This is a genomic window from Microbacterium sp., from assembly GCF_044340635.1.
In the GTDB taxonomy this organism is placed as follows: Bacteria; Actinomycetota; Actinomycetes; order Actinomycetales; family Microbacteriaceae; genus Microbacterium.
The window spans coordinates 135,283-148,911 of record NZ_JBIITF010000003.1; the positions used below are offsets into that span (position 1 = coordinate 135,283).

Sequence of the window (13,629 nt, forward strand, 5' to 3'; positions counted from 1 at the left end):
CCCGGGCATCTAACGTGCCCGTCCCGTCCACTCGCGGAGGCGCGCGAGGGGCCACGTCGTGACGATGCGCTCGGCCGGAACCCCCGCCGCCTCGGCACGTGCGGCACCGTAATCGAGCAGCGACAGTTGACCGGGCGCATGAGCGTCCGAGTCGATCGAGAACAGGCATCCGATTTCCAGCGCGAGTGCCAACAGGTCATCGGGCGGATCCTGGCGCTCAGGACGGGAGTTGATCTCGACGGCAACGCCGCTCGCGGCGCACGCCTCGAACACCGCACGGGCATCGAATGTCGAGGGCGGTCGGGTTCCTCGTGCGCCCTCGACGAGCCGCCCGGTGACGTGGCCAAGCACGTCGACGCGAGGATCGGATGCCGCCGCCACCAGTCGTCGAGTCATCGCCGGCGACTCCATCCGCAGCTTCGAATGAGCCGAAGCGACCACGATGTCGAGCTCGTCGAGCAGCGCGGGCTCTTGGTCGAGTGCGCCATCGTCGAAGATGTCGACTTCGATGCCCGACAAGAGCGTGAACCCCTCGCCCGACATCCCGGCGACAACTGCCAGCTGTTCGCGCAGTCGTCCGGGTGAGAGGCCGTTCGCCACACGCAGTCGGGGTGAGTGATCGGTCAACGCCAGGTACTCGTGCCCCAGGTCGCGCGCGGCCTGCACCATCAGATCGATCGAAGCCAAACCATCCGACCAGTCGCTGTGCGCATGCAGATCACCCTTCAGCGCGGCGCGCACCTCTCCCACGGTGGGGACGTCGTAGCGGGAGCGCAACTCGAGAAGATAGTCCGGGACCTGGCCAGCCATGGCCTGACCGATGACGGCGAGAGACGAATCGCCGATGCCCGCGATCCGCCGCAGACGCGTCGGATCCCGCAGGATCTCATCCGAAAGATCCGCCGCAGCCTCCGCGGCAGAACGAAAAGCCTTGGAGCGGTATCGCGATGCTCGCTCTCGCTCGAGCAGCGTCGCGATCTCGTTGAGGGCGGCTACGGGATCCACGCGATCACCCTACGCCGAGCCCCCGACACCCCCGAAGGCCTCAGCTGAGTTCGCGCGAAACCTCGCCCCAGCGCGCGAGCAGATCCCGGGCCGCACCCGAATCGATAGCGGATGCCGCGCGTTCCCGCTCCTCGGCGAGTCTCTCGACGATCGGGCGCTGAACCTGAGCCGAGTCGTGCGATAGGCGGTACGACACCAGACCGGCTGCCGCGTTGAGGAGGACGATGTCGCGAACGGGGCCCTCCTCCCCCGCAAGGACTCGGTGCACGACCTCCGCGTTGTGCGCAGGGTCGCCACCTTTCAAGTCCGCGATCGCCGCACGCGGGATGCCGAGATCGCGCGGATCGAGATCGTGTTCGTGGATATCTCCCCGGCTGACCTCCCAGATGCGGCTGTGGCCCGTCGTGGTGAGTTCGTCCAGCCCGTCATCGCCGCGGAAGACGAGAGCAGTCGCTCCGCGGGTCTGGAACACACCCGTGATGAGGGGCACGCGATCCAACTGCGCGACGCCGACGGCGTTCGCCTCGGCCCGCGCCGGGTTGCAGAGCGGACCCAAGATGTTGAACACGGTCGGCACGCCGAGTTCGGCTCGCGTCGGTCCCGCGTGCCGAAAGCCGGGGTGGAATGCCGAGGCGAAGACGAAGGTGATCCCGGCTCGCCGCAGGGTTTCGGCGACGGCCTCGGGCGCGAGGGTCAGCGACACACCCAGCGCGCCGAGCACATCCGACGAACCGGAGGAAGAGCTCGCGGCGCGGTTGCCGTGCTTGATGACCGGGACTCCGGATGCGGCAGCCACGATCGATGCCATCGTCGAAACGTTAACGGTTCCGAAACGATCTCCACCCGTGCCCACGATGTCGAGGGCGTCCGAATTGATCTCGAGAGGCATCGCCGCGTCGAGAACCGCGTCGCGGAACCCGACGACCTCGTCGACCGTCTCGCCCTTTGCTCGGAGGGCGACGAGAAACCCCGCGAGCTGCGAGGGGCTCGCCTCGCCCGCCATCACCCGTCCCATGGCCCAGGTGGCCTCCGACACACTGAGGTCACGTCCGGCCAGCAGCGCCGAGATGAGGTCGGGCCAAGTCGTCGCATCCGTCATGACTGCGATCCTAACGATGGGCCGCGCTGACCATTCACACAGCCCGCGCCACGTGCTTTCTTAGGAGATCCTAAGTCTCGATCGGGGCTATCGAAAGGGTGCGCGTGCGATCCTTCGCCCTCACGATCGGACATAATGGACCTGTGACCACCTCTGCGACGTATGCCCCGGCAGTGAGGACGATCAAACGTCCGGATCCTGTCGCCGTTGGCACGATCGTGTGGCTCGGTAGCGAGGTCATGTTCTTCGCCGGGCTCTTCGCGATCTACTTCACCCTTCGGAACACCTCTCCCGAGCTGTGGGCCGAAGAGTCCTCATTGCTGAACGTGCCGTTCGCGCTCGGCAACACGATCATCCTGGTGCTGTCCTCCGTGACATGCCAGATGGGTGTGTTCGCCGCTGAGCGTAACCAGCCGTACACGGTGAAGAAGAACACGTTCTGGCAGCGCTGGGGAATGGTCGAGTGGTTCTTCCTCACCTTCGCCCTCGGCGCCATCTTCGTGTCGGGCCAGGTGTGGGAATACGCGCAGCTCGTCGCTGAGGGGATGCCGATCGAGGCGAACTCTTACGCGTCGGCGTTCTACCTCACCACCGGCTTCCACGCCCTGCACGTGACGGGTGGGCTCGTCGCCTTCCTGCTCGTGATCGGCCGCGCCTACGCGGTCAAAAACTTTGGCCACAAAGAGGCCACGAGCGCGATCGTCGTGTCGTACTACTGGCACTTCGTCGACGTCGTGTGGGTCGCCCTGTTCCTCGTGATCTACTTCCTGAAATAGAGCGGAGCCACACCCGAATGCCTCGTGAGAAGAAGCGTCGTTCCGGTCGGCGCAGCCCGCTGGCCGCTGCCGGCCTGATCGGACTGGGTCTCGTGCTGACAGGCGGGCTGTACGCCGGTGCATCCGCCGCCATGGCGTCGACGACCGATACTGCCGCCACACAAACGCTCACCGTCGAAGACGGCAAGAAGCTGTTCCAGGCCAACTGCGCCACCTGCCACGGTCTTGCCCTGCAGGGCACGGCGAACGGGCCGAGTCTGTACGGCGTCGGCGCAATGGCCGTCGACTTCCAGGTCGCCACGGGTCGGATGCCGCTGCAGATGCAGGGACCGCAGGCCCCGCAGAAGCCGGTTCAGTTCACCGAAGACCAGATCGCCGCGATGTCCGCGTACGTCCAGTCGGTTGCCCCCGGGCCCGAGATCGCTACCGGGCGTGTCCTGGATGGCGAAGGCGATGTCGCAAACGGCGCCGAGCTTTTCCGCGTCAACTGCGCCATGTGCCACAACGTCGCCGCCGCGGGTGGCGCTCTGACCGAGGGCAAGTACGCGCCCTCGCTCGACGGTGTCGACCCGCGCCACATCTACGCGGCCATGGTCACCGGCCCCCAGAACATGCCGGTGTTCAACGACATGAATCTCTCGCCCGATGACAAGCGCGACATCATCTCGGCTCTGCTGTGGATGGAAGACAACGCGGGTGCCGGCGGGCTGACGCTCGGCTCGCTGGGTCCGGTTTCTGAGGGCCTGTTCATCTGGATCTTCGGTATCGGTGGACTCGTCGCGCTGACCGTGTGGATCACAGCGAAGTCCAACTGACTCGCGCACGCATCGAGAACTTTTAGCACGAGGAGCAGCATGGCAAACGAGATCGAGGCAGCGGAGCACGATCGGGGGCCCCAACCTCCGTCTGGGCTCGCGGTCGCCGTGAGCGATCCCGTACGCAACCCGGGCCTCCCGCCGCACCGCGCGCGCATGACGGACCAGGATCCCGCGAAGATGCGGCAAGCCGTACGCACCGTCTACTCGCTGTTCTATCTGTCGATCGCGGGCAGCATCTGGGCCGTCGCGGCCTACATGTTGTTTCCGATCGAGGACCGCACGGTCGTCGCGATCCGCAACAACAACCTCTTCATTGGCATCGGCATCGCGCTCGCGTTGCTGGCCATCGGCATCGGGGCCATCCACTGGTCCAAGGCCGTCATGTCCGATACGGAGCACATCGAAGCGCGCCACCTGACGCGTGGCAAAGAATCAACGCGCGCGGCGGCCGTCCAGGCCCTCACGGTCGCGAACGAGGAGTCCGGATTCGGACGCCGCACGATGATTCGCAATTCCCTCATCGGCGCCCTGATCGCGTCGGTCGCACCGGGCATCGTCCTCTTCCGCGGATTGGCGCCCGAGGGCGAGAACCCCGTCGAGCTGCTGAGCCACACGATGTGGGAGCCGGGCATGCGTCTAGCCCGCGACCCCTCCGGAGTTCCGATCAAGGCTTCCGAGGTCACGCTCGGCTCCGCTTTCCACGTGATCCCCGAGCCGCTCGCAGAGCTGGGGCACGACGAGGGTTACCTCGAAGAGAAGGCCAAGGCGATCGTGCTGCTGATGCGCATGGAGCCCGAGGAGCTCACCGAGACCGCCGAGCGCGCGTCCTGGTCGTACGACGGCATCGTCGCGTACTCGAAGGTCTGCACGCACGTCGGATGCCCCGTTGCGCTGTACGAACAGCACACTCACCACCTGCTCTGCCCCTGCCACCAGTCTCAGTTCGATGTGGCCAACGGCGCCGCGGTCATCTTCGGACCGGCCGCCCGCCCTCTGCCGCAGCTGCCGATCGCGGTGGACGACGAGGGCTACCTCATCGCACAGAGCGACTTCCACGAACCCGTCGGCCCGAGCTTCTGGGAGCGCTATTGAGTACCTCAACCGCAACTGAGGAAAAGAAGGCCCCCCTCGGTGGACGTTTCGTCGGCGGAGCGGCCAACTACATCGACGAGCGCACGAGCGCGTCGGGGCTGGTCAAAGAGCTCAGCCGAAAGATCTTCCCCGACCACTGGTCGTTCATGCTCGGTGAGATCGCGCTCTGGAGCTTCGTCGTCGTGCTCCTCTCGGGCACGTTCCTGACATTCTTCTTCCAGGCATCGATGGTCGAGACGCACTACACCGGTGCGTGGGCGCCGATGCGGGGCATCCCGATGTCGGCGGCCATGGAGTCGACGCTGCGCATCTCGTTCGACCTGCGTGGCGGTCTGCTCGTCCGGCAGATCCACCACTGGGCCGCTCTGGTCTTCGTGGCCGGTATCGGCGTGCACATGCTCCGCGTGTTCTTCACGGGCGCCTTCCGCAAGCCGCGCGAGCTAAACTGGGTCGTCGGATTCATCCTCTTCATCCTCGCGATGGCCGAGGGCTTCACCGGATACTCCCTGCCGGATGACCTGCTCTCGGGCAACGGTCTGCGCATCATCGACGGCATGATCAAGGGCATCCCCCTGATCGGAACCTGGACGTCGTTCCTGCTCTTCGGCGGCGAGTTCCCGGGAGTTGCCATCGTCGGACGCCTGTACGTGCTGCACATCCTGATCCTTCCGGCGCTGGTGGTGGCCTTGATCGCCGCCCACCTGCTCTTGATGATCATCAACAAGCACACGCAGTTCGCGGGCCCCGGACGCACCAACGAGAACGTCGTCGGTTACCCGATGGTCCCCGTCTACATGTCCAAGATGGGCGGGTTCTTCTTCATCACGTTCGGTGTGATCGTCCTGATCGCGTCGTTCGTGCAGATCAACCCGATCTGGAACTACGGTCCCTACGACCCCTCCCCCGTTTCCGCCGGTACCCAGCCCGACTGGTACATCGGATTCGCGGACGGCGGCCTGCGCCTCGTTCCCCCGCATCTCGAGTCGGTCTTCCTGGGACACACCTGGTCGTGGAACATCATCCTTCCGCTGTCGGTCATCGGGCTGTTCATCGTTCTCGTGCTCATCTACCCCTTCATCGAGGCGTGGGTCACGGGCGACAAGCGCGAGCACCACATCGCTCAGCGCCCGCGCAACGCCGCGACGCGCACGGCCATCGGTGCGGCCGGCGTCACGTTCTACGCGGTCCTGTGGGCAGCTGCATCCTCCGACATCATCGCCACCCACTTCTGGGTGTCGATGGAAGGTGTGATCCACACCCTCCAGGCTCTGCTGTTCGTCGGCCCGATCATCGCTTACTTCGTGACGAAGCGCATCTGCATCGCGCTTCAGCGTAAGGACCGCGAGATCGCCCTGCACGGCTACGAGTCGGGTCGCATCGTACGGTTGCCGGGTGGCGAGTTCATCGAGGTGCACCAGCCCGTGGACGAGTACGAGCGGTGGAAGCTCACGTCGCACGAAACATTCGAGCCGCTGGTTGTGCGCCCGAACGCTCACGGACAGATCCCCTGGCACCAGAACCTGCGCTCCGCGGTTTCGCGGTGGTTCTTCGAGGACCGCTTCGCTCCCCTCACCCAGTCCGAGATCGACGCGGCCGTTGCTCACCAGCACCACGCGCTCGGCCACATCGAGGACGAAGAGATGGCGGAGATCCAGGGCGCTCACGAGCGTGCCGGAAACCCCGAGGCGGCTCTGCACGCCGACACCACGGGCAACGTCCCCGAGACCGCGGTTCGTCCGACGACGATCGTGGCCCCCGATGAGCCCGAAGAAGACGGCAAGAAGAAGTAGGACGAGAGTCCGCACCACCAATGCCCCGGCACCGCCCTTCGCGGGTGTGCCGGGGCATTCGTGATTCTCGATGGGCACTCCAGACGGCTCGGCGGTCTTCGGACGCCGCTTGGCAGTTGTGCGTCTCACTCTCCCGCCGTGCGCGCCGTACGGTCGACATATGACCGACGCGATCACCTACTTCTCCGCTCGCCTCGCCCACGAGACGGACCCTTCTGATGTGTACGCCGCCCAGCGTGCCGGCGAGGATCTCGTGCTCGTGGACGTCCGCGGGGACGAAGCCTGGGCGCAAGGCAGGATCGTCGGTGCCGTGCACGTGCCGTATCGCGACATCCCCGACCGCATCGCCGAGTTCGACCCGGCGATCCCCGTTGTTGTCTACTGCTGGAGTCCCGGATGCAACGCCGGCAGCAAGGGTGCGCTCGCGTTTGCCCAACTGGGCTACTCCGTCCGGGAGATGATCGGCGGATACGAGTACTGGGTGCGCGAGGGGCAGCCGACGGAGAACAATGAAGGCCCGCTGCCCCGCACGTTCGACCCGCTCACCATGGTTGTGAGGCTATGGTCGTGAGGCGCGGCTGATCCAGACTCGTCGCGAGGAGCGGAGTCAGGCGATGGCAACGTCCTCGGCGAAATGGTCAGCCGCCGCGCCGGCGAAAAGCGGCCGCCCGTCAAAAACTTCACCGTCGACGAGATCGCACACGACCGCCGTGACGTTGTCGTGGGTTCCTGCCTCGATGGCCATCGCAACGAGAGCGTTTGCGGCCGTGTCGGCGGCCGTATGCGCGCTCAGCACATCGTTCAGGACATCGTGGGGCAGATAGTCAGAGATGCCGTCGCTGCACAGCAGCCACCGATCTCCGGCGCGCGGCTCAAGCCGGGTCACCGTCAGCGCGTCGCCGTCTCGCGGATCGCCCTGGAATGATGCGGTCACAATGTTCCGTCGCGGGTGCGTCAGTGCATCGCGCGGCGAGATCAATCCCGAATCGACCAGGTGCTGCACCCACGAGTCGTCGCGGGTCTGCCGTGAGAGTGACCCGTCGCGCAGAAGATATCCACGCGAGTCGCCGACGTGAGCGAGGAACAGTCCGGAGCCCGACAGAAACAGCCCGGTGAATGTCGTCGCCATCCCCGCAACAGCCGGGTCTTCACGCACCCGCGCCCCGATGTCCCAATTCGACCAGCGCAGCAGGGCACGAACCCGCTCGACGCTCTCGACATCGCGCGATGATGAAGCGACACGATGAATCAGGGGCGCGGCCGCGATCTCACCCGCGGGACCCCCGCCGACGCCGTCCGCAACCGCCGCCGCGTAAGGCGCCACGAACGCAGCGTCCTCGTTGCCGGACCGACGAGGTCCGATGTCAGAGAGGACGGCCGCGCTCAGTGAGAGCGCCATCAATGGGCGAAATAGCCTCGATAGTACTCGTAGACCCAACCGACGATCGCGACAAGGAAGATGGCGAACCCGATCGGCACCAGCCACGAGCCCACGGCAAGGCCGATGAACGCGACGCCCGCGGAGAATGCGAGCACGATAGGCCACCAGGACCAGGGGCTGAACTCACCGAGCTCGGGATCTCCGTCGTCGACATCCGAGGTCAGGATATCTTCGGGCAGTTCGCCGCCCTGCGACTTGTGAACGCGCTGCAGGTACCAGGCCACGAGGGCAGCCATCAAACCGCTGAACACGAGGGCAACCGACCCGACCCACTCGATCGCGTTGTACCAGTTGCGGTCGGGATAAGCGACGATGTTCCACACGGTGTAAACGGCACCGATCAGGAGGAAGAAGGCCGAAAGCAGCCACCACAGTCCGACGTTCGAACGCACGTTACTTCACCTCTCCGGCCGCAAGATCGACCGTCGGAGCATCGGGGGCGTCCTTGGCGGGACCTACACCGACAGGAAGGCCGGCCTCGGGGTGGTTGAGGTCGAACGCGGGGCGCTCGCTACGGATGCGCGGGATCGACGTGAAGTTGTGGCGCGGCGGCGGGCACGAGGTCGCCCACTCGAGGGATGCTCCATATCCCCACGGGTCATTGACGGTGACCTTCGGGGCCTTGCGCGCGGTGATCCACACGTTCAACAAGAACGGCAGCATCGAGACGGCCAGAATCATCGCACCAACCGTCGAGACCTGATTCTGCCACGTCCATCCGTCGGCCTCGGAGTAGTCCGCGTAACGGCGGACCATGCCATCGACGCCCAGCCAGTGCTGAATCAGGAACGTCATGTGGAAGCCGATGAACAGCAACCAGAAATGGAGGTAGCCGAGGCGCTCGTTGAGCATCCGACCGGTGAACTTCGGCCACCAGAAGTAGAAGCCAGCGAACATCGCGAACACGACCGTGCCGAACACCACGTAGTGGAAGTGCGCCACAACGAAGTACGAGTCCGACAGAGCGAAGTCGAGCGGAGGCATCGACAGGATGACGCCCGTCAGCCCACCGAAGACGAACGTGATCAGGAAGCCGAGCGCGAACGCCATGGGCGTCTCGAACGTCACCGAACCGCGCCACATCGTGCCGATCCAGTTGAAGATCTTCACGCCGGTCGGAACCGCGATGAGCATCGTCATCAGGGCGAAGAACGGCAGGAGAACCGATCCCGTGACGTACATGTGGTGCGCCCAGACCGCCACCGAGAGCGCGGCGATCGCGATCGTGGCGTAGACGAGCGTTTTGTAGCCGAAGATCGGCTTGCGCGAGAAGACGGGGAAGATCTCGGACACGATGCCGAAGAACGGTAGCGCGATGATGTAGACCTCGGGGTGGCCGAAGAACCAGAACAAGTGCTGCCACAAGAGCACGCCACCGTTCGCGGGGTCGTAGATGTGAGCGCCGAGAACACGGTCAGCGGCGGCGGCCAGGATCGCCGCGGCGAGCACCGGGAAGGCCATCAGGACGAGCAGGCTCGTAACGAGCGTGTTCCAGGTGAAGATCGGCATGCGCCACATCGTCATACCCGGCGCGCGCATCGTGATGATCGTCGTGATGAAGTTCACCGCACCGAGAATGGTGCCGAAGCCGCTCATTCCCAGCCCGAGCATCCAGAGATTACCGCCTACCCCTGGCGAGAACGTGGCATTCGCAAGCGGTTGATAGGCGAACCATCCGAACGATGCGGCACCCTGCGGGGTGAGGAAGCCCGACACAGCGATGGTCGAGCCGAAGAGGAACAGCCAGAAGGCAAAAGCGTTGAGGCGCGGGAACGCGACGTCGGGCGCACCGATCTGCAGCGGCATGATGACGTTCGCGAAACCGGCGAAGAGCGGCGTCGCGAACATCAGCAGCATGATCGTGCCGTGCATCGTGAACAGCTGGTTGTACTGCTCCTTGGTCGGGATGACCTGCATACCCGGCGCGAACAGCTCGGCACGGATGATGAGAGCCATCACGCCGCCGAGGAGGAAGAAGATGAACGAGGCGATCAGGTACATGTACCCGATGGTCTTGTGGTCAGTGGAGGTGATCCACTTGACGACGATGTTGCCCTTCTGCTCAACGCGCGATGAGCTCAGCAGCGCCGCTTGGCGCGGCGGGAGAGTCGTCGCTCGTCCGGCCTCCTGGAGTGGGAGAGTCGTGGCCACGGTGATCAGCCTTCCTCGCTGCCGACGACGTCGACTGTATTTCCACCCGTGCCGGGCAGGTTGCTATTGCGGTCGTAGTCGGTGGTGATGTCACCGGTCTGACCCGCCGCGCGGAGGGAGTCGACGTAGTCCTCGTACTCGTCTTCGCTGACGACCTCGACGTTGAAGAGCATGGCCGAGTGATACTCGCCACAGAGCTCGGCGCACTTGCCGGCAAAGGTGCCCTCACGTGTGGGCGTGAAGGACCAGTAGTTCTCCCGCTCGGGGATCATGTCCTTCTTGTACAAGAAGTCGATGACCCAGAAGGAGTGGATGACGTCACGCGAGAGAAGCTCGATCTGCACCGTCTTGTTCACGGGGAGAACCAGGGTCGGCAGCGCCGCCTGATCCACGTCGCCGTTCGCCGCGGGGACCGCTTGGACACCCTGAGTCCATACGGCGTCCGAGTTGTCTTCCTCTTCGCCGTTGTACTGGAAGTCCCAGGCCCACTGCTTGCCGATGGCCGAAATCGAGACATCCGGATCTTCGTACTGCGTCTCGAGGATCGTCTGGTCCCGCGCGGTGAACGCGAACAGGCCCAGGACGAGAATGAACGGAACGAGCGTGTAGAAGATCTCGATCGGCATGTTGTACCGAAGCTGGACCGGGAGGCCGGTCTGGCCCTTGCGGCGCCGATAGGCCACCATCGCGAAGAGCGTCAGACCCCACGTGATCACACCCACGACGAGCAGGACGATCCAGGAGTTGACCCAGAGACCCGACACCATCTCGGTGCGGTCCGTCGCCTGCACGCCGTCGTCGGTGAAGCCCGGGAGATACCCGTTCAACTCGGTGGTCGTGCATCCTGCAAGGAGGAATGCTGCCGTAATCCCGACCGGGATAGCGGCCCAGCGGAGGCGGCGTTTGGAGCGCACGATTCACCTTTCGGACGCGGGTGTGACTCGCCCAAGTCTAGGGCAACCTCACATGCGATTCAGGACACTCACCCAGCGCGCGCACCGATCGTGATGCGCTCGTGAGGCTAGTGGAAGCTGTCACCGCAGGCGCAACTGCCCGCAGCATTGGGGTTGTCGATCGTGAAGCCCTGCTCCGAGATCGTGTCTTTGAAATCGATGGCTGCGCCATCGAGATACGGGACGCTCATGTTGTCGACGATGACCTCGACGCCATCGAAGTCGACGGTCTCGTCGCCGTCGAGATAGCGCTCGTCGAAGTAGAGCTGGTAGATGAGTCCGGAGCATCCGCCGGGCTGAACGGCAACGCGAAGACGCAGGTCGTCGCGGCCTTCCTGCTCGAGCAGGCTCTTGACCTTCAAGGCCGCGGCCTCGGTGAGATTGACGCCGTGCGGGCGAGCCTCGGTGGTCGTTTCGTTGGGAACGATCGTGGTGTCTGTCATTGTCAGTCCTCCTGCGCCGAGTCTACCCGCGGCCTCGGTCATCGAGGGCGCGCAACAGCAACGCTTCGCTCAAGATCGCGTGGCGGAACGTCTCCAGATGCAGGGATTCGTTCGGGCTGTGCGCTCGCGAATGCGGGTCCTCGACCCCGGTGACGAGGATCTGCGCTTCGGGGAACTCGCGGACGAGATCCGAGATGAACGGGATGCTGCCGCCCACCCCGATGTCGACGGGGTCGACGCCGTATCCCTCGGCGAAAGCATCCCGCACCGCCGCGACGGCCCACCCGGACGTGTCGACGAGGAACCCGTCCCCGAGGTCGACGTCTGAGAAGGTCAGCTCGGCCCCGAACGGCGCGTTCGCGCGCAGGTGCGACTCGAGAGCGGCATAGGCATCGGAGGCTTTCTGGCCCGGTGCCACGCGGGCGCTGATCACGACCGAGACCTCGGGCGAGAGGGTGTTCGAAGCCGCTTCGACGCTCGTGAAGTCGGTGCCGATGACCGTGATCGCGGGACGATTCCAGATCCGCGACAGGATGTCTCCGGCACCGGCCGGCGAGACCCCGGGAAGAAGCCCGGCCTCATCGCGCAGGGTGCTCTCGGAGTAGTCCGGTGTGTGCGCCTCACGCACCGTCATCCCTTCGACGGCGACCGTGCCGTCCGCATCCCACAGCGTTGCCAGCAGTTTGATCGTGGCGAGCATCGCATCGGGCACGGCTCCGCCGAACATTCCGGAGTGCGAAGCGTGGTCGAGGGTTCGGACGCGCATCGTGAACCGCGCGTTGCCTCGCAGTGACACGGCCAGTGCTGGAGTGTCGGAATCCCAGTTTCCCGAATCGGCGACCACGATCACGTCCGCGCGGAGGGCATCGCGATTGTCCGCGAGGAACTGTGCGAAGGAGCGGGACCCGTACTCCTCCTCACCCTCGACGAAGAGGACGACACCGAGCTCGAGCTCACCCTCCGTGCTCGCCCGCAGCGCCCGGAGCGCAGCGATGTGCGCCATGATGCCGGCTTTGTCGTCGGCCGCGCCGCGCCCGTACAGGCGTCCGTCGCGAACGGTCGGTTCGAACGGCGGCGATTCCCAGAGCGCGTCATCGCCCGGGGGCTGGACGTCGTGGTGGGCGTAGAGAAGCACCGTCGGGGCATTCCCGCGTGCTGCCCGCGTGGCCAGGACTGCGGGCTGACCTACCTCATCCGTTCCGGGGATGGCGGCGCGCAGGATCCGCACCTCATCGAACACTCCCGTGTCCTCGGCGAGGCGCGCGACCGCACTCGCGCTCCGCTCGAGCTGGGTCTGATCGAACGCGGGCCAAGCGATGCCCGGAATACGCACGAGGGCGCCCAGGTCGGCGAGTGCCGGAGCGATTCCATCTTCGACAGCGGTACGGAGTGGGGACGAGGGGACTTCCGATGCGTGCATGCGGGTAATCTTATGGGCGAGTACAACTCCGCCGACCTGCAAGGAAACATCGTGGCCAACTCCCCCGCCCCCGTGCCGAGCGACGAGGATTCCGCCGCGGTCGGTGCCGGAAAGGGGCGCGCCACCCCGACGCGCTCCGAGCGTGAGGCGATGCGTCGACGCCCCCTCGTGGCCGACACGAAAGAGGCCAAGCAGCGTGCCCGCGCCGAACTCGCGGCGAAGCGCGATCAGGCTCGCGCCGGTATGGCCAAGGGAGACGAACGCTACCTCCCCGCCCGCGACAAGGGGCCGCAGCGCAAGTTCCTGCGCGACTACGTCGACGGAGGATGGCACCTCGCCGAGTTCGTGATGCCGGCCATGATCGTCGTCATCCTGCTGACCTTCATCCAGAACACCTACATCCAGTACTACGCCTTCATCGCATTGTGGGGCTTCATCCTGCTCGTCGTCCTCGACATGGTTCTGACGGGGTGGCGCGCCAAGCGAGCCATCCGCACCAAGTTCGGTGCCGACAAGCTCGAGCGCGGCACCGCCTGGTACGCGGCGATGCGTTCGATGCAGATGCGCTTCCTGCGTCTGCCGAAGCCGCAGGTGCGTCGCGGCGGCAAGCCGATCGCCTGACCCGCCCCCGCTCTCGCGCG

At 65.3% G+C, this 13,629-nt stretch carries 14 protein-coding genes; 6 read left to right on the plus strand and 8 right to left on the minus strand.

Features of this window, described 5'->3' with window-relative positions; genetic code table 11:
* Positions 1-9 precede the first annotated feature (9 nt).
* Together ACIQ0W_RS03955 and trpD are read right to left on the minus strand one after the other, a co-directional pair.
* Positions 10-1,005, minus strand: a complete 996-nt coding sequence (locus ACIQ0W_RS03955; RefSeq protein ID WP_036297115.1) for a PHP domain-containing protein — start codon at positions 1,003-1,005, stop codon at positions 10-12.
* Positions 1,006-1,045: 40 nt separating this feature from the next.
* Positions 1,046-2,104: an anthranilate phosphoribosyltransferase gene (trpD, locus tag ACIQ0W_RS03960; protein ID WP_036297117.1), complete on the minus strand. Its 1,059-nt coding sequence runs from the start codon at positions 2,102-2,104 to the stop codon at positions 1,046-1,048.
* Positions 2,105-2,247: 143 nt separating this feature from the next.
* On the opposite strand from trpD, the gene ACIQ0W_RS03965 reads away from it, so the two are divergent.
* The 5 genes from ACIQ0W_RS03965 (at position 2,248) to ACIQ0W_RS03985 (ending at position 7,151) form a co-directional block, all read left to right on the plus strand.
* Positions 2,248-2,880, plus strand: coding sequence for a heme-copper oxidase subunit III (locus ACIQ0W_RS03965; RefSeq protein WP_144237988.1), 633 nt, complete (start codon positions 2,248-2,250; stop codon positions 2,878-2,880).
* A gap of 17 nt (positions 2,881-2,897) precedes the next feature.
* A complete protein-coding gene (locus ACIQ0W_RS03970; protein WP_396641524.1) occupies positions 2,898-3,695 on the plus strand; it encodes a c-type cytochrome in 798 nt (265 codons plus the stop codon).
* Positions 3,696-3,734: 39 nt separating this feature from the next.
* Complete coding sequence (locus ACIQ0W_RS03975; RefSeq protein ID WP_396641525.1) at positions 3,735-4,790, plus strand: Rieske 2Fe-2S domain-containing protein; 1,056 nt, start codon at positions 3,735-3,737, stop codon at positions 4,788-4,790.
* The gene (locus ACIQ0W_RS03980; RefSeq protein ID WP_396641526.1) at positions 4,787-6,580 is read left to right on the plus strand and encodes a cytochrome bc complex cytochrome b subunit; all 1,794 of its coding nucleotides are present in this window, start codon (positions 4,787-4,789) and stop codon (positions 6,578-6,580) included. Before ACIQ0W_RS03975 ends, ACIQ0W_RS03980 begins: the two co-directional genes overlap by 4 nt.
* 160 nt (positions 6,581-6,740) lie before the next feature.
* Entirely contained in the window at positions 6,741-7,151 is a 411-nt protein-coding gene (locus ACIQ0W_RS03985; protein WP_396641527.1) for a rhodanese-like domain-containing protein, read from the plus strand.
* A gap of 36 nt (positions 7,152-7,187) precedes the next feature.
* On the opposite strand, the gene ACIQ0W_RS03990 is transcribed toward ACIQ0W_RS03985, so the two are convergent.
* The 6 genes from ACIQ0W_RS03990 to ACIQ0W_RS04015 all read right to left on the minus strand — a co-directional run bounded on the left by ACIQ0W_RS03990 (position 7,188) and on the right by ACIQ0W_RS04015 (position 12,988).
* The gene (locus ACIQ0W_RS03990; RefSeq protein WP_396641528.1) at positions 7,188-7,979 is read right to left on the minus strand and encodes a PP2C family protein-serine/threonine phosphatase; all 792 of its coding nucleotides are present in this window, start codon (positions 7,977-7,979) and stop codon (positions 7,188-7,190) included.
* Entirely contained in the window at positions 7,979-8,413 is a 435-nt protein-coding gene (locus tag ACIQ0W_RS03995) for a cytochrome c oxidase subunit 4 (protein WP_396641529.1), read from the minus strand. The genes ACIQ0W_RS03990 and ACIQ0W_RS03995 overlap by 1 nt, the downstream gene beginning before the upstream one ends.
* Before the next feature lies 1 nt (position 8,414).
* Entirely contained in the window at positions 8,415-10,172 is a 1,758-nt protein-coding gene (gene ctaD, locus ACIQ0W_RS04000; protein ID WP_396641530.1) for a cytochrome c oxidase subunit I, read from the minus strand.
* A gap of 5 nt (positions 10,173-10,177) precedes the next feature.
* On the minus strand, positions 10,178-11,086 hold the full coding sequence (gene coxB / locus ACIQ0W_RS04005) for a cytochrome c oxidase subunit II (RefSeq protein ID WP_396641531.1): 909 nt from the start codon (positions 11,084-11,086) through the stop codon (positions 10,178-10,180).
* Positions 11,087-11,193: 107 nt separating this feature from the next.
* Positions 11,194-11,568: an iron-sulfur cluster insertion protein ErpA gene (erpA, locus tag ACIQ0W_RS04010; RefSeq protein ID WP_036297134.1), complete on the minus strand. Its 375-nt coding sequence runs from the start codon at positions 11,566-11,568 to the stop codon at positions 11,194-11,196.
* A 22-nt stretch (positions 11,569-11,590) separates the two neighbouring features.
* Positions 11,591-12,988, minus strand: a complete 1,398-nt coding sequence (locus tag ACIQ0W_RS04015; protein WP_396641532.1) for a dipeptidase — start codon at positions 12,986-12,988, stop codon at positions 11,591-11,593.
* A 51-nt stretch (positions 12,989-13,039) separates the two neighbouring features.
* On the opposite strand from ACIQ0W_RS04015, the gene ACIQ0W_RS04020 reads away from it, so the two are divergent.
* Positions 13,040-13,609, plus strand: a complete 570-nt coding sequence (locus tag ACIQ0W_RS04020) for a DUF3043 domain-containing protein (RefSeq protein WP_036297148.1) — start codon at positions 13,040-13,042, stop codon at positions 13,607-13,609.
* Positions 13,610-13,629 lie beyond the last annotated feature (20 nt).